This is a genomic window from Pseudorhodobacter sp. MZDSW-24AT, assembly GCF_002794355.1.
Taxonomy (GTDB): Bacteria; Pseudomonadota; Alphaproteobacteria; order Rhodobacterales; family Rhodobacteraceae; genus Pseudotabrizicola.
The window spans coordinates 98,564-119,569 of record NZ_PGOI01000008.1 but is presented as its reverse complement, the minus strand read 5'-3'; the positions used below and the strand labels follow the sequence as shown (position 1 = coordinate 119,569).

The 21,006-nt window shown below is 57.6% G+C and carries 17 protein-coding genes; 7 read left to right on the top strand and 10 right to left on the bottom strand.

Features of this window, described 5'->3' with window-relative positions; genetic code table 11:
- Positions 1-131: 131 nt before the first annotated feature.
- Together thyX and parA are read left to right on the top strand one after the other, a co-directional pair.
- The gene (thyX, locus tag CUR21_RS10170; RefSeq protein ID WP_100196936.1) at positions 132-1,037 is read left to right on the top strand and encodes an FAD-dependent thymidylate synthase; all 906 of its coding nucleotides are present in this window, start codon (positions 132-134) and stop codon (positions 1,035-1,037) included.
- A 769-nt stretch (positions 1,038-1,806) separates the two neighbouring features.
- Entirely contained in the window at positions 1,807-2,433 is a 627-nt protein-coding gene (gene parA, locus CUR21_RS10165; RefSeq protein ID WP_100196935.1) for a ParA family partition ATPase, read from the top strand.
- Positions 2,434-2,465: 32 nt separating this feature from the next.
- Here the strand turns inward: parA and CUR21_RS10160 are convergent, their stop codons facing one another.
- A complete protein-coding gene (locus CUR21_RS10160) occupies positions 2,466-2,675 on the bottom strand; it encodes a hypothetical protein (protein WP_232622752.1) in 210 nt (69 codons plus the stop codon).
- A 140-nt stretch (positions 2,676-2,815) separates the two neighbouring features.
- On the opposite strand from CUR21_RS10160, the gene CUR21_RS10155 reads away from it, so the two are divergent.
- On the top strand, positions 2,816-3,388 hold the full coding sequence (locus CUR21_RS10155) for a hypothetical protein (RefSeq protein ID WP_232622751.1): 573 nt from the start codon (positions 2,816-2,818) through the stop codon (positions 3,386-3,388).
- Here CUR21_RS10155 and uvrB read toward each other — a convergent pair.
- Entirely contained in the window at positions 3,385-5,565 is a 2,181-nt protein-coding gene (gene uvrB / locus CUR21_RS10150) for an excinuclease ABC subunit UvrB (RefSeq protein ID WP_100196932.1), read from the bottom strand. The two genes, CUR21_RS10155 and uvrB, sit on opposite strands and share 4 nt — an antisense overlap.
- A gap of 362 nt (positions 5,566-5,927) precedes the next feature.
- Between uvrB and CUR21_RS10145 the strand changes: the two genes are divergently transcribed.
- Complete coding sequence (locus CUR21_RS10145; RefSeq protein WP_100196931.1) at positions 5,928-6,239, top strand: ETC complex I subunit; 312 nt, start codon at positions 5,928-5,930, stop codon at positions 6,237-6,239.
- 287 nt (positions 6,240-6,526) lie between these two features.
- On the opposite strand, the gene CUR21_RS10140 is transcribed toward CUR21_RS10145, so the two are convergent.
- From CUR21_RS10140 to CUR21_RS10130, 3 genes are read right to left on the bottom strand one after another with little or no spacing between them, the layout of a single operon-like run.
- The gene (locus CUR21_RS10140) at positions 6,527-9,769 is read right to left on the bottom strand and encodes a type I restriction endonuclease subunit R (protein ID WP_100196930.1); all 3,243 of its coding nucleotides are present in this window, start codon (positions 9,767-9,769) and stop codon (positions 6,527-6,529) included.
- A 15-nt stretch (positions 9,770-9,784) separates the two neighbouring features.
- On the bottom strand, positions 9,785-10,993 hold the full coding sequence (locus tag CUR21_RS10135; RefSeq protein ID WP_100196929.1) for a restriction endonuclease subunit S: 1,209 nt from the start codon (positions 10,991-10,993) through the stop codon (positions 9,785-9,787).
- On the bottom strand, positions 10,990-13,191 hold the full coding sequence (locus CUR21_RS10130; protein ID WP_100196928.1) for an N-6 DNA methylase: 2,202 nt from the start codon (positions 13,189-13,191) through the stop codon (positions 10,990-10,992). Before CUR21_RS10130 ends, CUR21_RS10135 begins: the two co-directional genes overlap by 4 nt.
- A gap of 97 nt (positions 13,192-13,288) precedes the next feature.
- On the opposite strand from CUR21_RS10130, the gene CUR21_RS10125 reads away from it, so the two are divergent.
- The 3 genes from CUR21_RS10125 (at position 13,289) to CUR21_RS10120 (ending at position 15,596) form a co-directional block, all read left to right on the top strand.
- Positions 13,289-13,558, top strand: coding sequence for a hypothetical protein (locus tag CUR21_RS10125; RefSeq protein WP_100196927.1), 270 nt, complete (start codon positions 13,289-13,291; stop codon positions 13,556-13,558).
- A gap of 386 nt (positions 13,559-13,944) precedes the next feature.
- Entirely contained in the window at positions 13,945-14,505 is a 561-nt protein-coding gene (locus tag CUR21_RS18610) for a hypothetical protein (protein WP_157791982.1), read from the top strand.
- Entirely contained in the window at positions 14,454-15,596 is a 1,143-nt protein-coding gene (locus CUR21_RS10120; RefSeq protein WP_100196926.1) for a hypothetical protein, read from the top strand. The genes CUR21_RS18610 and CUR21_RS10120 overlap by 52 nt, the downstream gene beginning before the upstream one ends.
- Positions 15,597-15,886: 290 nt before the next feature.
- Here CUR21_RS10120 and CUR21_RS10115 read toward each other — a convergent pair whose 3' ends face one another.
- The 5 genes from CUR21_RS10115 to CUR21_RS10100 all read right to left on the bottom strand — a co-directional run bounded on the left by CUR21_RS10115 (position 15,887) and on the right by CUR21_RS10100 (position 20,952).
- Positions 15,887-17,044 (bottom strand): hypothetical protein, encoded by a 1,158-nt coding sequence (locus CUR21_RS10115; RefSeq protein WP_198431669.1) that lies wholly within the window; start codon positions 17,042-17,044, stop codon positions 15,887-15,889.
- A 651-nt stretch (positions 17,045-17,695) separates the two neighbouring features.
- On the bottom strand, positions 17,696-18,469 hold the full coding sequence (locus CUR21_RS10110) for a hypothetical protein (RefSeq protein WP_100196924.1): 774 nt from the start codon (positions 18,467-18,469) through the stop codon (positions 17,696-17,698).
- Between the two features lie 30 nt (positions 18,470-18,499).
- On the bottom strand, positions 18,500-18,760 hold the full coding sequence (locus CUR21_RS18605; RefSeq protein ID WP_157791980.1) for a hypothetical protein: 261 nt from the start codon (positions 18,758-18,760) through the stop codon (positions 18,500-18,502).
- 62 nt (positions 18,761-18,822) lie between these two features.
- Positions 18,823-19,809 carry a DUF4238 domain-containing protein gene (locus CUR21_RS10105; RefSeq protein WP_232622790.1) on the bottom strand — a complete coding sequence of 329 codons (987 nt, stop codon included), beginning with the start codon at positions 19,807-19,809 and terminating at the stop codon, positions 18,823-18,825.
- Positions 19,810-20,145: 336 nt separating this feature from the next.
- Positions 20,146-20,952: a metallophosphoesterase gene (locus CUR21_RS10100; protein ID WP_100196922.1), complete on the bottom strand. Its 807-nt coding sequence runs from the start codon at positions 20,950-20,952 to the stop codon at positions 20,146-20,148.
- Between the last annotated feature and the right edge of the window lie 54 nt (positions 20,953-21,006).

Sequence of the window (21,006 nt, the reverse complement as noted above, 5' to 3'; positions counted from 1 at the left end):
GCTGGGCGGGAAAGGCGAGGGTGCGGGGCAGAAATGCTCTGGGTCATGCGGCAAAGTCCTGCGCATCTAGGATTATGCCCGCAAATGGTGTTTACCTGCCGGACGTGACCGGATTCGAAAGGCCCCCTCTCATGCCGCTTTCCCCTGACCAGATCGCCGAAATCGAGGCTGCCCGCAGCACCCCGCGCCCCACCTTGCGCGCCGTGTCCGAGGGGATGGAGGCGCATCTCTACCGCGCGCAGGAGGTGCTGGATCACGGCTTCATCCGGGTGATCGACTATATGGGCGACGATGCCGCCATCGTGCAGGCCGCGCGGGTGAGTTACGGCGCGGGCACCAAACATGTCTCGAATGACGAAGGGCTGATCCGCTATCTGATGCGGCACTGGCATTCCACCCCCTTCGAGATGTGCGAGATCAAGCTGCATGTGAAGCTGCCGGTCTTTGTCGCCCGCCAGTGGATTCGCCACCGCACCGCCAATGTGAACGAATACTCGGCCCGCTACTCCATTCTGGACCGCGAATTCTACATCCCCGCGCCCGAGCAGCTGGCCGCGCAAAGCACGGTCAACAATCAGGGGCGCGGCGCGGTGCTGCAAGGGGCCGAGGCCGCCCGGGTGCTCGAAGTGCTCAAGCGCGACGCGGGCCAGGCCTTTGACAGCTATGAGCAGATGCTGAGCCAAGAGGGCCAGCAGGGACTTGCGCGGGAACTCGCGCGGATGAACCTGCCGATGAACACCTATACCCAGTGGTACTGGAAAACCGACCTGCACAACCTGTTTCACTTCCTGCGCCTGCGCGCCGACGCCCATGCGCAATACGAAATCCGCGTCTATGCCGAGGCCATCGCGGCCTGCGTGAAGGACTGGGTGCCTTTGGCCTTTGCCGCTTTCGAGGATTACCGGATGGGAGGGGTGACGCTGAGCGCGAAGGCCATCGCCGTTCTGAAACGGCGTCTGGCCGGAGAGGTGGTGACGCAGGAAGACAGCGGGATGAGCAAGGGGGAATGGCGGGAGTTTGAGGGCATTTGGGGGTGAGTGAATATTCAACCGCCACATCTTTAGCTGATTTCGCCGAGATTTTGCGAGTCGATGCCGAGGACTGTGGCGATATATTCAATGACCTTACTGGAGCTTTTGGTACGGAGAAATTTCGTAGGTTTTGGCGAGATTTTTTGGTCGCGCAAGATCGATACTTTGGAAAATTCGAGGGTTTTGCGAAAAACGTGAAAGGGCCTGCGGTAGGAACATTTTGTCGAGTTAAATATTGGAGAAGCTCGCGGTGTGGTGGCATTATAAATTACCTGATGCACTCACGAAATAGAGATACTCATGCTAGGCCCGGATACCAGAGCCTTCCAAATTACACTTTGATGAAAGGTCCTCTTGCGGACTTTTTTTGGAGAAGTTCATCTTGATTCGCACATATCTTTGGAAAATTGTCATATTTTTGAAGTAGGGAAAGCTATCCCCGCTTCGGGGATATTCGAGGTGAATAAGGGTGATATTGTTCAGGCAACTGGATATTTCTCACATGCGGAAGAGGTCGAGCCATACTTGAGACTTGGGGACGTTCCTGATCGCAGCGGTTCAATTGTAAAGATTCCTGTTACTCCAAGATTTGTTGAAATAAACAAAGTCCCAGTTTATATGGCTGCCTATACACTAGACCTAATTAATTATAGCTATTCTGAATTGGACCTAATCATCAAGAAAGATGCGCGCCACTAGAGTTGGCATGACCTTTAGCCCCCTATCCCTCCCCCGCGAATCACCCTATGCTGCAGCGCAGCAACGGGAGGGCGTCATGGGGCAGGTCATCACGGTCGCGCAGCAGAAGGGTGGGTCGGGCAAGACCACGCTTTCGGTCAATCTGGCGGTCGAACTCGTGCGGCAGGGGGTGAGCGTCGCTTTGCTCGACACCGATCCGCAGGGTTCCTTGGGCCGCTGGTTCATGGCGCGGCGGGATCGGTTGGGTGACCCGGGGATGGATCTGTCAACCGCCAGTGCTTGGGGCGTGGGCTATGAATGTGAAAAGCTGCGCAAAACCCATGACATCGTGATCATCGACACGCCGCCCAAGATCGACGCCGATCTGCGGCCTGCCTTGCGTGAGGCCGCACTGGTGCTGATCCCGGTCGCGGCGAGCCATGTGGATTTGTGGGCCACCGATGGGGTGCTGGATCTGGCCGCGCGGGAACGCCGGCCCACGCTGATCGTGCTGAACCGCTGCAAGGCGGGCACGCGGCTGGGCGAAGAGGTCGCCACGGCGGCGGGCGATTTGGCCGAGGTGGCGGCCGCGCGTCTGGGCCAGCGGGTCGCCTATGCCGAGACGATGGGGCAGGGGCTTGGCGTGGCCGAAGCCGGCCGCAGCCCGGCCGCCACAGAGATCGCCGCATTGGCGCGCGAGGTTCTGACGCGGCTGGAGGGCTGACGGCCCTTCGGGCGTTGTGGTCCCGGCGGCGCCTAATCCTGACGGTCGGCGGGTTTGTCCGGCCCACGGACGATCAGCACCCAGAACGCAAGCGCGCCGAGCGCGGCGAAGGCCAGCCCCCAGCCGGGGCTGCCATTGATGAATTCGAACCCCGCCCAAAGCACCGGCAGCGCGGCGGAAAGCCAGCGCACCAGCGCATTGGCAAAGAACGGGTGGTTCGGGTCGATGAATTTCTTGAGCACGCGTGGTCCTGCCTTGGGGCCATGAAAGGGCATCTGTTTTAAGGGGTAATGAATATTGCCCGCTGTTCCAAGAGCCGATGCCTAAAATCCGCTGCATTTCCGCCTTGGTGCCGCGGGGCGCGCGGGGTTAGGCTGCTGTCATGAGAATGCCTTTTGTCCTGTTCGGAATGTCGGTGTTGGCGGCCTTGGTGGGCTATGGCCTGACGGGGCGCCATGAGTCGGCGCCGGTGTTGCTTGCCTTGCTCGCGGCCGTGGCGGCGCTGGTTGCGCTGCTGCTGCCCCGGCGGGAAACACGCCAGGCGCCACGTGGGGGGCTGCGGCCCATCGTGGTGGATGGGTCCAACATCATGCATTGGAACGGCGACACGCCCCGGTTGGAGACGGTGCAAGCGGTGGTGCGCCGCTTGCGCGATCAGGGCTATCAGCCCGGCGTGATTTTCGATGCCAATGCGGGTTACAAACTGGCGGGCCGCTATCTGGATGATGGTCCCTTGGCCCGCGCGCTGGGGTTGCCCGATGATCAGGTGCTGGTGGTGCCCAAGGGCGAGCCCGCCGATCCAGTGATCCTGCGCACGGCGCGCCATCTGGGCGCCACCGTGCTCAGCAACGACCGCTTTCGTGACTTGCAGGCCGATTTTCCCGAAGTGGGGCAGCCCGGCCATGTGCGGCGGGGCGGCTATCGCAACGGGCAGTTGTGGCTGGACACGGGTTAACGCTTGCGGCGTTTCACCCCGCCACGCTGACCGGGGCGGCCGGCGGTGCTGCGGCCAGCCATCTTCTGCGCCTCGTCCACCGCCTCTTCCACTGCGGACTGGCGCGCCAGCGGGTCATCGGCCACGGTCAACTCCACCGCCTCCAGCCGCTTCACCTCATCGCGCAGGCGCGCGGCCTCCTCGAACTCAAGGTTCTCGGCGGCCTTGCGCATCTGCAGGCGCAGCGCATCCAGATGGGCGGCAAGGTTCTGGCCGATCATCGGCTTGTCGACCTTGGCGGTCACGCGCGACATGTCGGTATCGCCCTGCCACAGCCCTTGCAGCACATCCTCGACGTTTTTCTTCACCGTCTGCGGGGTGATGCCATGCTCGAGGTTATAGGCGATCTGCTTTTCACGGCGGCGGTTGGTTTCCCGCAAGGCCCGCTCCATACTGCCGGTCACCCGGTCGGCATACATGATGACCCGGCCTTCGGCATTGCGCGCGGCGCGCCCGATGGTTTGGATGAGCGAGGTTTCCGAGCGCAAGAACCCTTCCTTATCCGCGTCCAGAATCGCCACCAGCCCGCATTCGGGAATGTCCAGGCCTTCGCGCAACAGGTTGATGCCCACCAGAACATCAAAAGCACCAAGCCGCAAATCCCGAAGGATTTCAATGCGTTCGATGGTGTCGATGTCCGAATGCATATAGCGGATACGGATTCCTTGTTCGTGGAAATACTCGGTCAGATCCTCGGCCATGCGCTTGGTCAGCGTGGTGACCAAGACCCGCAGGCCTTGGGCGGCCACCTTGCGGATCTCGTCCAGCAGGTCATCCACCTGCATCTCGACGGGGCGGATTTCCACCACCGGGTCGATCAGCCCGGTGGGACGAATGACCTGTTCGGTGAAGACGCCCCCCGCCTGATCCATCTCCCAAGCGGCGGGGGTGGCGGAGACGAACACCGATTGCGGGCGCATCGCATCCCATTCTTCAAACTTCAGAGGCCGGTTGTCCATGCAGGAAGGCAGGCGGAACCCGTGTTCGGCCAGCGTGAATTTGCGCCGATAGTCGCCTTTGTACATGCCGCCGATCTGCGGCACCGAAACGTGAGATTCATCTGCAAAAACAATGGCATTGTCAGGGATGAACTCAAACAGCGTCGGCGGCGGCTCGCCGGGCGCGCGCCCCGTGAGATAGCGCGAATAGTTCTCGATCCCGTTGCAAACCCCGGTCGCCTCCAGCATTTCCAGATCGAAATTGGTGCGCTGTTCCAGCCGCTGCGCCTCCAGCAGCTTGCCTTCGTTCACCAGCTGGTCCAGCCGCTGGCGCAGCTCTTTCTTGATGCCCAAGATCGCCTGCTGCATCGTGGGCCGCGGCGTCACATAATGGCTGTTGGCATAGATGCGGATCTGTTTGAACGTGTCGGTCTTGGCGCCTGACAGCGGATCGAATTCCACAATCCCTTCCAACTCTTCGCCGAAAAAGCTGAAGCGCCAAGCGCGGTCGTCGAGGTGGGCGGGCCAGACTTCGAGCGAATCGCCGCGCACGCGGAAACTGCCGCGCTGAAAGGCCTGATCATTGCGCCGATATTGCTGCGCGACCAGTTCGGCCATCACCTTGCGCTGGTCATAGCTTTGCCCGACCACCAGATCTTGCGTCATCGCAGAATAGGTCTCGACCGAGCCGATGCCGTAGATGCACGACACCGAAGCGACGATGATCACATCGTCCCGCTCCAGCAGCGCCCGCGTGGCCGAGTGGCGCATGCGGTCGATCTGTTCGTTGATCTGGCTTTCCTTCTCGATATAGGTGTCCGAGCGGGCGACATAGGCTTCGGGCTGGTAGTAATCGTAATAGGACACGAAGTATTCCACCGCGTTGTCCGGAAAGAATCCTTTGAATTCGCCATACAATTGCGCGGCCAGCGTTTTGTTGGGAGCGAGAATGATGGCCGGGCGTTGCGTTTCTTCGATGACCTTGGCCATGGTAAAGGTCTTGCCGGTGCCGGTGGCCCCCAAGAGCACCTGATTGTGCTCCCCTGCCAGCACACCGGCCGAGAGTTCGGCAATCGCCGTCGGCTGGTCCCCTGCCGCTTGAAACGGGGTCGACATCACAAAGCGCCGTCCGCCTTCCAGCTTGGGCCGGGTCAGCACATCAGGGCGTTCGGTCAGGGCGTTCACGTTGTTATGGGGCATGGCGTCCTTTCGATCCCGTCGAGTCGCGGCGTGCGTTAATGTATTCCGTTTTTGTTCCCGTTAAAGGGGGCGGCCCAGAACATTCACCCTCCTTGCGACAGGGTTAAGATCTGAAACTCAATTTTAGCGAAAACACGCTGAAAACTTGTCGCTTTGAGTTGAAATGCGCGCGGCGCTTTGGCACTGTGGAGGGGCAAGCAGCAAACGAAGCTGTCGGTTGATCGCACCACACCCCACCCACACCCCGTGGTCAGCCGGCAGCGACGTGTGCTTTACAGCAGAGCGGGGCGGGGTGCGCCTTCGCGCTTGCGTCCCCCCCCGGTTTTCCGGCATATGGTCCCTGTCTGTTCAGGAGGTTTCCCATGCGCGCCCGCATCTATCAGCCCGCCAAAACCGCAATGCAATCGGGCACCGCCAAGACCAAGGGCTGGGTGCTGGATTTCGCGCCCGCCTCGGCGCGGGAAGTGGACCCGTTGATGGGCTGGACCTCTTCGGCTGACACGCAAGCACAGGTGCGCCTGCGCTTTGACACCTTGGAAGCGGCAGAGGCCTATGCGCAGGCCAAGGGCATTCCTTACGACGTGCAGCTTCCCAAGGCGCGCAAGCCGTTGATCCGTGCCCGTGGCTACGGCGAAAACTTCGCCACCGACCGCCGGGGCGTCTGGACACATTAAGCTTTATAAATCGGGGCATAGTTGCTGCCGTTTGGGGCAAGGTTTTTCCGGTTCGGGGCAAAGGTTTTGTAAGTGGTTGAATTTTTGATGTGCGCCCTTGTTCCGCAATTTGTAGGAGAGGGTCTGTGGGCAACGAAAGTAGCTGGCCGACACTTCGGTCGCCATGCGGACGTTTATCAGTTGATGGCTGCTGAAAGCCTCCAGAGCGAGATCACAAAACCCAGATCGGTCAAGACCTGCCACTCGGGTGCTTCATAAGTTAAAGGCAAGGAAATCTGCCGCTCTCATCAAGGGCGGGGATGTGAACCAGCGTCTGTGCGATAATCAAATTGGTGCATGAAGTGTTGGAAGATGGCGTCCGTCTTTTCGAAAAGCGTATCTTCGCCATACTTTGATGCGGGCAGACCTGTGCGGTCATCGTAAAGCAGGTCGTAGATCTCTTGGCGAAGCCCGTCGCGGGTGCTCTGCTTTTCAAAGAGGTCTTGCACGTCCTCCATGCGCCTTTGTATCGCCTTCAAAATTTCGACCGATACTGACTTGATCTGCCGGATCTCTTCTTTTGATAGGTCATCCTGCATCAGAAGGTCGAAAACGGGCTTTTGTTCTAATGTCAGGCCAAGTGCCACATGGCTTTGCGCCTCATCTTCCAAATCGGCGGCGATCCTCATCAGCGCTTCGAAGGTGGCTTCGATCGTGTTCTTGTCCTTTTCCTTGTTGTATTCCGCCACGATCTTGTCGAAACGGTCCTGGAAGTCAGTCAAAGTTGGGTTGGCCGCCAGCATCTTTGCCAGCCGTTCCTGAAGAACGGTCCGGAGATCTTGCACGTCACTGGCCGGGCGTTCGTTTTTGGCAAACTCCTTTCGCAGGAGTTCGAAATTAACCTTTGAGATGTCAAAGACTCGGTCGCCCTCGCTGTCAGGCCGGATGTCGATGGCCTCCGCCACGAGTGCGTTCAGCTTCTGGATGATGGCTGATGTATCAGCGGCCGCCTTGTCGTCTTGGAGCGAACTGTAGACGTAGTTGATTGCCTGATAGTCGGATTTGAAAATCTCGACCTTCGCAAAGGTCAGGCAGGACTTGTATTTGCGAAACACCGCCCGTGCCGCGATTTCGAACCGCTTCCGGGACTCGTCATTCGCGTTGATGAGTTCCTTGGCATCCCTAAGCGCCGTCAGCTTCTTGAAGCCATCTTCCACGTGCAGTCGTTCGAGGCCGAAGCCATCCGCCCGCAGGCCTTCGCGCACGATCTGGATGGCCTCTGCGAGCTCAGCAAGAAGCGCCTCTTCCGGGTTCAAAGGATCAACGGTTGGCTCACCCTCGTCACCGCCCATCGGACCACTGCCTCCGGTGTGGCCCGCGAACGTTGCCAGCGCCTTGCGCAGGTTCTTCAGGATCCCGCAATAGTCGACGATCAGGCCATTATTCTTACCTTCTTTGACCCGGTTGGCGCGGGCGATGGCCTGCATCAGCGTGTGGGCTTGTAGCGGCTTGTCGAGATAGAGCGTCGAAAGCGACGGCACGTCGAAGCCGGTCAGCCACATCGCGCAGACGATCACGATCCGGAACGGGTGGTCATCGCGCTTGAACGCGGTTTCCACATCGAGCCGCTTTTCGACCTCCCGACCGCCGACCACTTCCTTGACCGTGAAGCCATCCTTCATCCGCTTGCGGTGCGGGATGATATCGAGGCCCCAGTTCCTGAACTTCTGAACCTCGCCCTGCTCGTCGCTCACGACGACGGCCATCTCGGTCTTCCGCATCCATTCGATCTGCTGGGTGCGGATCACGCGTTCCTGGTCGTCGGACACATGAACCAGATCCTTCTCCAGTTCCGCGATCCGGGCGGTCCAGGCTTCCGAGATGAAATCATACATACGGACGGCCGTGACCTTGTCGATGGCGACGAACATCGCTTTGCCGCTCTCCCAGTTCGCCGCAAAATGCCACGCGAAATCCTTCGCGATATGGCGCAGGCGTGGCTCGGCCGTGACGATGTGGTATTCGCGCTTCAGGTCATCCGACAGCTTGGCGGCCACATCCGGGTCGTCGATTTCGGCATCGGCGATGGCAGCGGCCAGCTTTTCGTTCAGTCCGTCGCCTGACAGACGCAGCTTGTCGCCGCGTGCGTCGTAGTAGAGCGGCAGGGTCGCCCCGTCCTCGATGGCGTCCTGGAAATCATAGGTCGAAAGGTAGGCGCCAAATACCTTCTTCGTGACCTCATCATTTGAAAACAGCGGCGTGCCCGTGAAACCGATAAATGCGGCGTTGGGCAGCGCCTTGCGCATGTTCAGCGCCAGCGTGCCGTATTGCGACCGGTGCGCTTCGTCGGTCACCACGATGATGTTGTCGCGGTCGGAATAGATGCCCGCCTTCGCCTGATCATCGGTGAACTTCTGGATCATCCCGAAGATCACCTTCTTCTGCTGGCCCAGCAGATCGCGCAACTCCTGCGCCGATCCGGCGCGGCAGGGGTCCCTGTCGTTGTTGGCAAGGCCCACGCTGGCGAAGGTCTTGTAGATCTGGTTGTCCAGATCGGTCCGGTCGGTCAGCACCAGAAAGGTGAAATCGCCACCCAGCCGCCGATGCACCTTTTGCGTGAACAGCGCCATGGAAAAGGACTTGCCCGACCCCTGCGTATGCCAGAACACGCCCAGCTTGCCGTCCAGCGCACGGCGGTTCGCCACGGCATCGACCGCGCGGTTCACGCCTAGGAACTGGTGGTTCTTGGCGAGGATCTTCACCGGGCCGTTCGCGGTGTCGGCGAACAGGATGAAATTTTCGAACAGGTCCATGAACCGCCGCTTGTCGAAGACGACGCGCAGCAGCGCCTCCATCGGCAGCAGCTCGTCGCGGCGGTCACGCTCGTCCAGCTTCAGCCAGTCGGAGAAATGGTCGTAATCCGCGCTGATCGACCCCATCTTGGCCAGCTCGCCATTGCCCAGGATGACAAAGGCGTTGAAGTGGAACAGGTGCGGGACCGTGTCCTTGTAGTCCGACAGGTTCTCGGCATAGGCGCGTTTCAGATCCTTGTCAGGGCGCTTCAGCTCGCAGAACATCAGCGGCAGGCCGTTGACGAACCCCACGATATCGGCGCGGCGGCGATGGGCATAGCCGCGCACCCACAGCTCGCGCACGGCGAGGAAGTCGTTGTTTTCCGGCACGTCGAAATCGAACACCCGCAGCCGTTCGCTGCGCTGTTCGCCGCTCGCCCGGAACTTCACCCGCACGCCGTCGCGGATCAGGCCGTATTTGTCCTGATTGATGTGCAGCAGGGATTGAGAGCCGAAGATGTCGGTGATCTCGCGCAAAGCCGCCTCATAGGCCATGTCGGGCAGGCCGGGGTTCAGCCGCAACAGCGCCTCGGACAGATACCGCGTCAGCACCACGTCCTTGTCGGACTTGCGGCCCAGCGTGCCTTCGGCTCCGAAGACCTCCTTGTTCCAGGCCATGACCACGCGCCAGCCGTGCTGGGTGGCGAGGTAGTCGGCCATGGTTTTCTGGACAAGCTGATCTTCGGTGAAATCGTTCATGGGCAAAGACTACACTTAAACGGGAATGCGTCCATCCATCAGGCGTGGGAGGAGCAGGTCGCGGGCGCGGGTGAGTTTGCCAATGGATTTGTCGATGTGTTCGATCTCTCGAAACATCGGCTCAACTACCCGATCAAAATCCTCGACGACTGGCTTTGGCGGGACCGGGACAAGATATTTGTCGAAACAGCTTGGTTGAACGCGCTGACGACCGGATGAACCGACCATGCTTGAAATTGCGTTCTTTCGGAAACCTTCTTCTCTCGCGAGCAGATATGCCATGAAGCGACTGATGCGACGTTCCCTGAAAACGACAAACTCCGTCGAGCCGCAGGCGACTTCGCCCTCCTGCAGGAAATTCACATAGCTGGTCTTTCCATTCTCAAGACACGGTGTAATCCGAGCGAACAGCGTGTCACCATTCATGAACTTGACGCCCGCCGGTTGTTCGCGCCGCTCAAACAGGGAAGGGTCGCAGTTCATACCTGAAGTCGAGAGGGCCCCCATCGGCACCATTGTGATCAGCTTCGATTCCGAAGCCTTCCAAGTCGTCCGAGGGTTGATATGCATCGCTTCGGATGCGGGCATGCGCTCCCACCCCTCCGGCAGGCCGTCGACGATCTTTGCCGTCTCGTGGCCAGGAAAGCGGAGGTGGACGAACCATTCGCGGGAAAGCAGCCGCGCCGCCTGCTCCAACAACCCGATCCGCCGCCGGTTGTTCTCGATCAGGTCGTCATAGGCCGAGAGTATCCCCGCGATGCGCTGTTGGGTGAGGAGGTCGGGGACAGGGAAACGAAACGATAGAAGCTTTTCTTGAGACAGGTTGTCCTGCGCGACACCTTGGCTAACCCGCTTCATCTTTTCCCGCATCACGGCGTCAAATTGATACTTGATGAAGGTCGTATCCGCCTTACCGGGATCAGCGACGAAACCGATAATACTGTCAGGAAAACAGGCATCTATACCCAAGATGCAAGTTTCCGCGATGTTCGCAGCAATGGTTATGCAGAGAGTTCCGGCTGGCCACAGTTTGCTTTGCGCCAGTCCAGCCTCGCTGTAGGTTTGCGAATAGCTGGTGAGGTAGAGGGGCGCGGCCTTTACGTCACCGGTCTGCACGAAGGGAAACGGACCACCGTAAAGGTGTTGCGCATCGCGTGGGCGGTGGCGCGACCGTCCTCTTGAGACAACACCCAATTCGTCAAGCGCATAGGTTGGCCAACTCATCCGAGCAACTCTTCAAAGTTCTTCGCGATCACATCGGCCAGTTCTGCCGCCTCAAGGTTCAGCCCGTCCAGTTCCAGATGAATCTCGCGCAACGCCTCTTTGAAATCGAACTCGTCATCGTCGACCTCCGGCGCGACACCCACATAGCGCCCTGGCGTCAGGCTATAATCATTGGCGGCCAGTTCCGCGTGATCCACCAGCTTGACCAGCCCCTGCACATCGCGCAGCACGCCATCGGGGAAGCGCGACAGCAGCCAATGCGCCTGACCTTCAAAATAGCGGAACCGTTTCAGGCTGCCCGTCACCACCAGTTGCACCGCAGGATCGCCCGTCAACGCTACCCGCGCATCCGCCACCGCCGCCAGCAGCTTTTTCCCCTCAGCCGCCACTTTCCGCACGTCTGCCGTCACGCGCTTGGCGGCGGCGTCGCTCGTCTGCGCCTCGATCTGCCGCTCGCTCTTGGCCACCAGCGCCTCTTGCGCCTTTTGCAGCAGCTTTGCGGCCGCGTCGATTTCCTTGATCAGCGCCTTGGCCTTGTCGCCCACCGGCTGCATCACCGACAGCCGCGCATTCAGCGCGCCGATTTCGGCCGGGGCCGCGATCAGGTCTGCCGCCGCCATCGCGAAGGCGTCACAATCCGCGCGCAGTCGCTGGGCGGCCTCGGTCACGGTGGCATCGTCCAGATGCGTCGCGAAGAAGGCCGCGCAAGCATCAACAGCCGCCAGAAGGTCGGTGAAATCCGCCCCCTCAGCCTCAGCCCGCGCCGTTTCCAGATAGTCCTGCACAAGGGCGGTGAAGCGGTCGGTCTGCCCGCGATAAAGCCAGGTGATGGCCGTCAGGTTGCGCATCTGTTCGGGCGAGAAGTCATAGACCTTGCGCGTGACCTTCCGGAACACATGCCGCGCATCCAGCATCAGCACCTTGTCGCGCATATGGTCGGGCTTAGCCTTGTCGAAGAACCACAGCTCGCACGGCACGGTGCGGGTGTAGAAGAAGTTGCCCCGGATCGCGATCATGATGTCGACATCGCCGGTCTTGACCAGCGCCTGACGGACATCCGCCTCTTTCCCGCCCGCGGATGATGCCTGCGAGGACATCACGATCCCCGCCCGCCCGCGCGGCGACAGGTAGGAATGGAAGAACGACATCCAGATGTAGTTGCCGTTCGACACCTTGCCGCCCTTGTTGACACCCGGCAGGCCGAAGGACAGGCGCTTGTCATCCTTCATCTTTTCGGCGTCGATCTCGTCGACGTTGAAGGGCGGGTTGGCCATGACGTAGTCGAAGGGGCCGTGGTCCTTGTGGGGGTCCTCGTAGTAGCTGATCGCCTTCTGAATATCGCCCTCCAGCCCGTGGACGGCGAGGTTCATTTTGGCCAGCCGGATGGTCGTGGGGTTCTTTTCCATCCCGTAGAAGGTCAGGCGTTCGTTCGGGTTGGCCTTCTGCATTTCCACGAAATGCGCCGATTGAACGAACATGCCGCCCGATCCGCAAGCGGGGTCGATCACCTTGCCGCGGGTGGGTTCGATGACGTTGACGATGGTTTCGACGATGCTGACGGGGGTGAAGAACTCGCCGTTGTCGTGCGCCTTCTGGTCGGCAAATTGGGTCAAGAAGTATTCGTAGATGCGACCGAAGACGTCGCCATCAGCCCGTTGCAGCGCCGGGTCATTGAAGATGCGCAGGACCTGGCGCAGGACCTCGTCGTCCAGTTCCGCGTATTCCTGCTTGGGCAGCAGGCCCTTGAGTGTCTCGTAGTCGCCTTCGATGCTTTCCATCGCGGCGATCAGGGCGGTCGCTGCGCTCTGCCCTTCGGGCAGGCTGACCAGCATGTCGAACTGGGCTTCGGGGCGCAGATAGATGGAGCCGCGGCGGGAGAAGTCTTCCTTGGTTAGGTCTCGGACCACACCGCCCCGGCTGGGCAGCGTGGGAATGATCTCGTCCCGCACTTTCAGGAATCGGGAATAAGCGTGGCGCAGGAAGATCAGACCCATGACGGGCATGAAGTATTCGTTGCTGGCGAAGTTCGAGTTGGCGCGGAGGGTATCAGCCGAACCCCAGAGGCGTTTTTCGATGTTGTTGATCTGCTCCACAGAGCGCCCCCTACATTCTTGCGGTATTGCCAAGCTATAGCCGTTGGTGGCAACGGAAAGCCAGCCAAAGAGGCTTGTTTCGCGGGTTGTTTCAAGCCTTTGCATGCTGAACTTGCTGTGGTTTGTCGCGATCCTGTTGTTAAACTGATCGCGAAGCGACTGAATATGCTTGGCAAGAGCGGGTATCCCCGGAGCGCCGCCGATGATCGAAGACGAACCAAATCTGGTCACGTTCGGAAAGAGCCAGCACGTCATCATCGATGTCTTCCCCTTCTCCATCGAAATCTATCGCCTCGAACAGGACAAGACCTGGACGCTCGAAGTGGTCGACCACGAAGGAACCAGCCACGTCTGGGATGACCAGTTCACGTCCGACAAAGATGCTCGCAATACGGCGATCCAAGCCATCGAGGCTGAAGGCGCAATCGCATTCATGCGCGGTGACAACGTCATCCCATTCCGCAAAAGCTAACGCCCCGTGGCGTCAAAACACCGCTTACTGCTTAGCTCGCATAATTGAAAATCTAAGCCCAAAAAAACCACAGTATTCTTGAATGACCTGTTTTGGGAGGCCGCAACGCGGTGCAGTAGTCATCCTGATCGGCGGCTAAGGGCCGAACACGTCGATTATGGCCTGGATCGTCGCAAGGGGCGGGATGCGGACATTCGCTGCGATTTGCAGCAAGGTCTGATATCCGAACTTCGTTGCAGATCTCAGCGGGAACTCGACTTCTGCGGCTGTCGCGAGCGGCCCGAGAAGAAGGGGAGAAAGCAGAGGTTCGCTAAACTTCGCATCCAAGACTGTCCGACCACCCTCGGTCTATTATTGAACATACGTAACAAGCGTGGAACATTTAAATGCGAGATTTCAATCCCCTACTCCTCGATACGAGCCTCGGAGATCTTATACCTCAAACCCGATTCAACGCGGTGCTGGACGCGCACGGCCTATATGATGGTCAGCGATTTGTAATTCGGCTCTCACCTCAGGTCCATGACCTGATCGCAAGCCTACCCCAAGGCATTGCAATTACCTCAGAATCGACGCGCGATCAGATCCAAGCATTCTCAACCTATCTGCACGAAACCATCCACTGGTGGCAGCATATCGGCAGCACCTGCGGCTTTATGTTGAGCTTGAGCTATCCGACGCAGACCCACGCAAATCTCACACATCTTCGGCGATTTCTGGAGCAGGTGGGGCCAGTTAAGTCCATTCGCCGCTGGGTGGAGGAAAATCCTGGATCCCGTGATATGGCTTCCCCAAGCGCAACGGCGAACATCATTATTAATAATCAGTTCGATATAAATGCCTACAGGTATCTCGCCACAATCCGGAGCGCGCTACTGGAATTGTTCATAATCCAATGTTCGAAAGCCTGGCGCATTGCTACAGCATCGCGCTTAGCAACGGCGTAGTGGCCCTCTCCAGCCTGTTTGACAGGAACCATGAGTTCATGCCCGATCCGCGCGCTTGGCAGTCGGAATTAACAAAGCTCCGGGAAGAAAAAGAACCCGGCTTCTACTGCGGCTCACCAATTGAGCTGTCACCGATCGGCGCTTACCATATCTTCGAGGGTCAGGCACGGTTCGCACAATTGCAGTATCTGCACTTCGCCACGGGCGGGGCATTCGAATGGGACGATGCCGAGCGCCTTGGGATGATGGCGCCGGTCTACATTGCCGCGTTTGAGGACTTTCTCAAGCGAACTGAGTTCGCGCGCCCTGACACCATCGACCACCCGACAGTTGCTCTTTTTTTGCTCGTTTGCGACATAGCTATCAATCCGGCCGAGACTTTTCCTTTTCCAATTCATGACCCGCGGTTCTTTATAACCGATGTCGATCCAGGCATGCGGTTCATCTACCTGTCTACAATTCTGAGACTTCAGTTCCCCGAGATGCGGACCGCAATCACACAATACAGCGCAAGCGAATATGTAGATGTGAGCACGAAGCTCTGCGAGGCTCTCAAGACGCGCACGCCGTTAGCCATTGTGCGGGAAATTAACCGGTGGGTAGAGAACGGCCCCGCCTTCGCCGCATGTCTTGCCGATCATGATGCAGGGCGAGCCGAAGCGACAAACCAGCCCCTTCAGGTTCTTTTCGGGCAATTTGCTTCATTCGCAAGAGACAAGGCACTCTTCCCGCACATGTTGTGTTGGCCGGGAGCGCACATGGCCGGTCTCCGCACAAGCGAAGACTTTACAGGGCTTTTCTCCCGACAATCGCCGATGTTCATCGATCGCGCGGATGACGCGACCATCGTTCCGGTGCTGCGCACAAGCCTTAATGAGGCGGCAGTCATGGACCGGTTCCAAAAGTTCTACAATGGGCACGCGCTCTATGACTTTACATATCAATGGATCACGCGCCCCGGCCCATTCTCCTATGACTTCCGTTGGCTGCGTCCTGATGGCGCGACGGAAGAGATCAAGGGATGGGCGGATAGAATTTTCGCAAGCGTTTATGGCATTTCACCCGACGACTTCACGATTTTGCCGTCGTGAAAAATTGCCGGGCTGGTTTATGACGCGCGGCCGTTATCGACGGTCGGTCCGCTCGCACCAAGGGATGCCCGACCAAGTTCTAGAGATCGACATCCTGCGGACCCGAGGAAAATTATCAAAAAGGGCCATTCATGCCAACCGCTGCATCCGGTAAACAACGATCGGAAGCCGTCACTCATTGCAGCGGCCAAACATGTCCGTTCTGGGCCGTGTTCAACCGATCTACCCTGGCGCGGAATCCAATGTCAGGACACGGCATCTGTCTGGAAACCTGAGAAAGCAAAGAACGATCAAACAAACCCGTAGTTTCTGAGTAAAGAGATGAGGTGCGCGGGATCTGGGGCATAAATCTGTCTTGAAACGAGCGCACCGTCAGGATGCGCTTGAATGTGAGCCGCTGTTTCGGTGTCGAAGTAATTGAGAGCGACCTCTGTGGGCCATGGAAAATTTTTATTAAAAGGCACTTCTGCGTATGGATTGAAGTAGACCTGAAGCCCGTCCAGATGAGTTTCACGATGAAGCGACGAATGCTGGATATGAATATCTGCGCCCCCGATCTGATCTGCTCCCTCTTCGCGCTGCCTGAGTAAGTAGTCCAGCCCAGCGGATTTAATCCGTTCTGTCCCGATACTCGATTCTTGCGATTCGGGTCCAATTCTACTTTTTTCAATCACTCGATAGCGGGTCGAACGGACAATCCTGTCAATCTGGCTTTCAACGACGGCCTTTCCGAAGGTTCCGGTCGTGGAAAAGAATACCGCACTTATTTCTTTGTGCGAATCGTTCGTGAATATTCCCATTTCAACTTTCGCCCCAGAAGGCTTTAGGATCGACCTTATCTTACCTTGCCTTCCTCGTTCAGGTCCTTCTAACATCGGAGGTGTCAAGCCAAAAAGGACCATGTTGATGATCTCATTATTCTGTGTTAGTGAAAGCTCGTTGTCGAAGGGAGCAATCGCAATTACGAACGGGCGATCGCGCACATGGCTCATCGAGGAATATGGGTATTTCTTTCCATTCGATCCTCGAAAAATTTGCAACTTGTCCCTGATTTTTCCAGCTAGCTTGAGCGCGCCACGCTTTCTGAACGCCGCGTGATTGAATGGTTCCTCCTGCTTCTCTTGCTTCGGATCGTCAGATACTACAGCTTCCACGTTGAATTCATAGTTTCCGGGCCCTTGCACGAAGAAATCCGGTGAAGGCTTGTCGAAATCGACGACGCATCCCATGTCGAGGAACGCTCTATTGAGGTAAAGCTCCCACATCGACGAATTGAATGTGGATTGAAACTCTTTCAGAAACTTTTTACCCTCCCCCCGGCGCTCCAGGAGGCCAGCTCCCCAATTTTGTATGATAGGTTTGACCTTTGCGTAGGCAGGATCTGAACAGATGATGCAAAAGCTTGGATGGAGCCTTTTTTCGGATAGCTGTGGAATAAATAGATCCAAAATTCTTCAACCTTTGTGCGCCAAACTATCAAGGCTGTTCCAGCTGGCTGCTGTGGTGCCTTTCCTCGACAATGCCATTCCGAAAAGCGGTAGGCAACTGAGGGTCGGCCCACAGCGCACTGTGCGCACGGCTCGACTGGCTGGATGCATGAACTTGTCGGCCACGACCGACACGGCGAGGGACCACTATGTGTCTAGAGCGGTCGTCCAGCCCGCTGCCCTTGAAGGTTCGGTGTGGGCCGAACGCGTCTCCATCTTCGCGAAGGGCGGAATCCGGTCATGCGGCAATGCAGCGTGGTGAACGCATAAAACAAGGAAGCCACCATTCGCGCCGCGCGTATCGAGACGCATCGAGAGCTAATGCGCTTTAAGACAGGCGGATAATGGGAGGAGTGTCTGGCGTCCGGACGCCACAACGGCCGCCTCTTCACCCTCGGATAGGACCGTGCAACGTGGCCTGGATGCCCTTTGCGCATCTCGACTTTCCGCCGAGCTCAGCTTGTTGCTGCCGGTCTAACGGACCCTGAAAATGACCTGCATAGCGCGCAAGTCGTTATCGACGGCCGTAACTTCGACATCGTCGATCCTGAGGATGACGGTCGGGTAATGGTGCGGTGTCGGGTGGCGAAGACACCAATCTCCACACCCAGATTAAGCCAGCTCCATTTTTGGGAAATACTTACCGAAAGGTGACGCAACAGCGGCCGCAATAAAGTGCTCCATTACCTGCTTCGGTGACGGATCCTGCTGCTCGGCAATGCGGATAACATTTACGATCAGAATGTTCATCTGAGCAACACGGCGATCCAGGCGACCCTTCATTGCAGTCGGGATCATGTCAGAGGCGATCATACCTTCAATTTTCCGGTCTGCATGCGGCATATCATCCAGCCATTTCTGCGTATCCAGATGCATCTTCGAATACTCTTCCACCAGGCTCATCATGAGGACGCATGACGCCTCGAGGTCTTCGATTTCCCCGACAATGAGGAAATTCTCTTTGGTCAACAGGAACCTGAACTCATCGGGTTTTAGACGTTCGGGCTCAACAAACCTTCCCGGGATCGGCCCCACGACTTGCGAGGGGTTCTCCAGCTCATCGCCCTCTCGCCTTATATCGGCGTATTGCTGATCAATGGCATTCTTTACTGCCAGTATATTATTGGCATACCGAGAAATCTTACTGTAGGCATTCATCGCTCCAGCGGCCTCCGCCTTGAGTTCATCATCGTGGCGTCTCTTATTCTCCACCCTGATTGTCAGGTATAAGACAAGAAGCGCCACAACTGCCGAGCCGATAGTGGCCAAACCCGCGGCGATCGCTTCAGTCCAGGGGAAGCCCTCATCCGCCTTTTCTACTGGGACGACGAAGAACGACAGCCTTCCATTCGCCTCGGTTAACCACGCGATGAAACCCTCAAACATCAATAGCCTCCGTCAAAATCTCGCGCCTTCTTAGACCACGCAGACCCGCGGCGCATAGTCCCCAGTCTCGTCCTCGACCAGCCCAAATCGATCACCAACCATGGCTTTGACCGCGATCAGCCAAGCCCGATGGCAATCGCCACCAAAGAGGCCCTCGGCCGCGACGACCTGCTCGCCATGGCTCTGTTGCAACAGAGCCCAGCTGATTGAGCAATCCCATAACGCGCGAAGCTCCAGGCGAATCCGGCACATTCGGCGGCCGGAACCCTTTTCGCCGATTGAGTAAAACATGCTCAGGTCTCTTCACGGGCGTTCGCCTGCCCTCAGGCGCGAGATGGGAGTATGTTGCTGTTTCAGCGCTTGGCAACGACAGAAATACGGCTCCCATCTGCGTTCACGGGCATAAAGCTTAGGTTGCTTTTGCGCTTCGGAAGGTCAGCGCATTTCTTGTGTAGCCAAGAATAATCCGAGGTGGCGTATATCTGGTTCAAGCACCCGGCCAGTTGCAGTTGATTAAAGAAGTGAACATCGGAACTTTTTGCCTCCCTAACTGAAAAATGTGGAGGCAGTGTTACTCCGTTGGACCTGCTCCGATGACTTGCCAGGAAACATGCGTCAGAGGTCAAAGGGAAAGAAATGTAGCTACCCTGCCGCCAGTATGCCGGCCCGTTGAATTTTTCGAGTGTCTCCGGACTCTCATATAACTGCACAGGGCTATCGGAGGTAATAAAGCTTTTACCTCGCGGCGCGCGGAAGAGGTGCCAGTTCATTTCCGATACTACAGGAGCAAAATGCTTGGCGGCTGATAAAGACCAAATGGTAGCCTCGATGCTCATCGAGATTGTCCCGTCTGCCTCTACTCTCAGTTCGCTCTTGTCCGATAGCTTTGTGACATCAAGCTCGTCACTTCGTTCTGATGCTTGAGTAACTGCAAGAACGAAGCTTTCTACAGATTTTACCGTATCTCTGCCGAACTTATGATGTTCGATGCCAAGCAGCATATCAGCATATTCTTGCCTTCGCCGCGGTGAACGAAAATCCTGCGACGTCAGGAATAATGCAAAAGCTTCACGTTGTTCGGCCGTGGGTTTAGCTCCAGATAGCAACGCACGAATCGCAGATGATCCTGAATCTTCAATTTGACTTAATTCCCTCTCAATGGTCTGAGTATCAATTTCGCCAGATTCGAGCTTGGCTGCATTATAGTAGCGCTGACATGCGACATCCTTCGGGGAGGCCCGAAACGACAGCCCCTCGCCGCGCGTAAAAACACTTAACTTTTCGTCGTCGTCCGCAAATCCTCTTAGCAAGAACTGTGGAACGTAGTGTTGGCGCTTCACATTCGACAAGTCGTTGCCCTGAATAGCTCTACTCGAACTGGTCTCGAGTCTTTCTTATCATTTCCGTGAAGAAGGTCCATGCAGTGCAAGCTGTATGGGTCGCGAATGCTGCGTTTGCGCCCAGATGTCCGCTTCGGCGAAGCTGCATGCGGTGTCCGATCTTGAAGGTGAAGGTCTACTTTGGGCCGCGAGCGTCGTTGCGATCACGGTTGTCACGGCTGTTGTGGTTGTCTGGGAAGATGACCAAACCTTCGGTGTGGCGCAGACAACTTGAGCAGCCTCACCCAGCCGACAAAGAAGGTCCTGCTCAAAAGTTTTGATCAACGAAGAGCCGTTTCACGCCGTGACCTCGGTTAACAGGCCACGCAGGAGGATGCCTTCCTCTTCTTCAACCGGGACTTGGCCTGGATAGGCCAATGAAACGTTCTTCACCAGTGTCCGACCAACTATCGCTTCAACGCGCCAGTGCGTATGTCCGAACAGCCACAAATCGGGCTGAAATCTTTCGATCATAGGCAAGAGGTTGGAGCCATAGGCGGCATCCAAGTCGCCGCGGCGCTCACCGATGAGGTCAGGGTGGGGGCAATGGTGAGTTACCACGACGGTTCTGCCGGGAAAGGGCGTAGAAAGCTGCCCCTCCAACCAAGTCTGGTGGTCTGCGTGTAGAAAAGAGGTATCTGACGGCCTGATCCGCTTGAACCCTGCACCGTCGGATCGGATGTATCGATAGTCGTTCATGTCGCGCTGCGCGACCATCATCGCGCGGACGGGGTCGCCGTGCAGCGCAAAGTCGGTCCAGAGAGTGCAGGACAACACGCGGGTATCGCCGATGATTATCGATGATTTTTGAGCAAAGTTTGCACCTTCAGCGGCGCAGATCTCCGCCAGCCGATCTTCGCCGTCCAAGATGAAATCATAAAAGTCATGATTGCCTGGGAGCACATGGATCCGCTCCGCTGGAACATGCTGCACAAGGTGTCGGATCATGTGCGGCCAACGGACTTTAGGCTTGTTGGCAAGGTCACCGGCGATGATCAACCCGTCCAGTGCGCTCAGCAGGTTCGGCGATAGGGCAATGAGGGGATCACGCCCGGCGTGAAGCCACATGTCGAGATGAAGATCGGCGATGACCAGAATGGGCATTGCAATGGGTTCCTTGAGAATGAGGATGGCTGGCAATGGCAGGCAGACCTCATT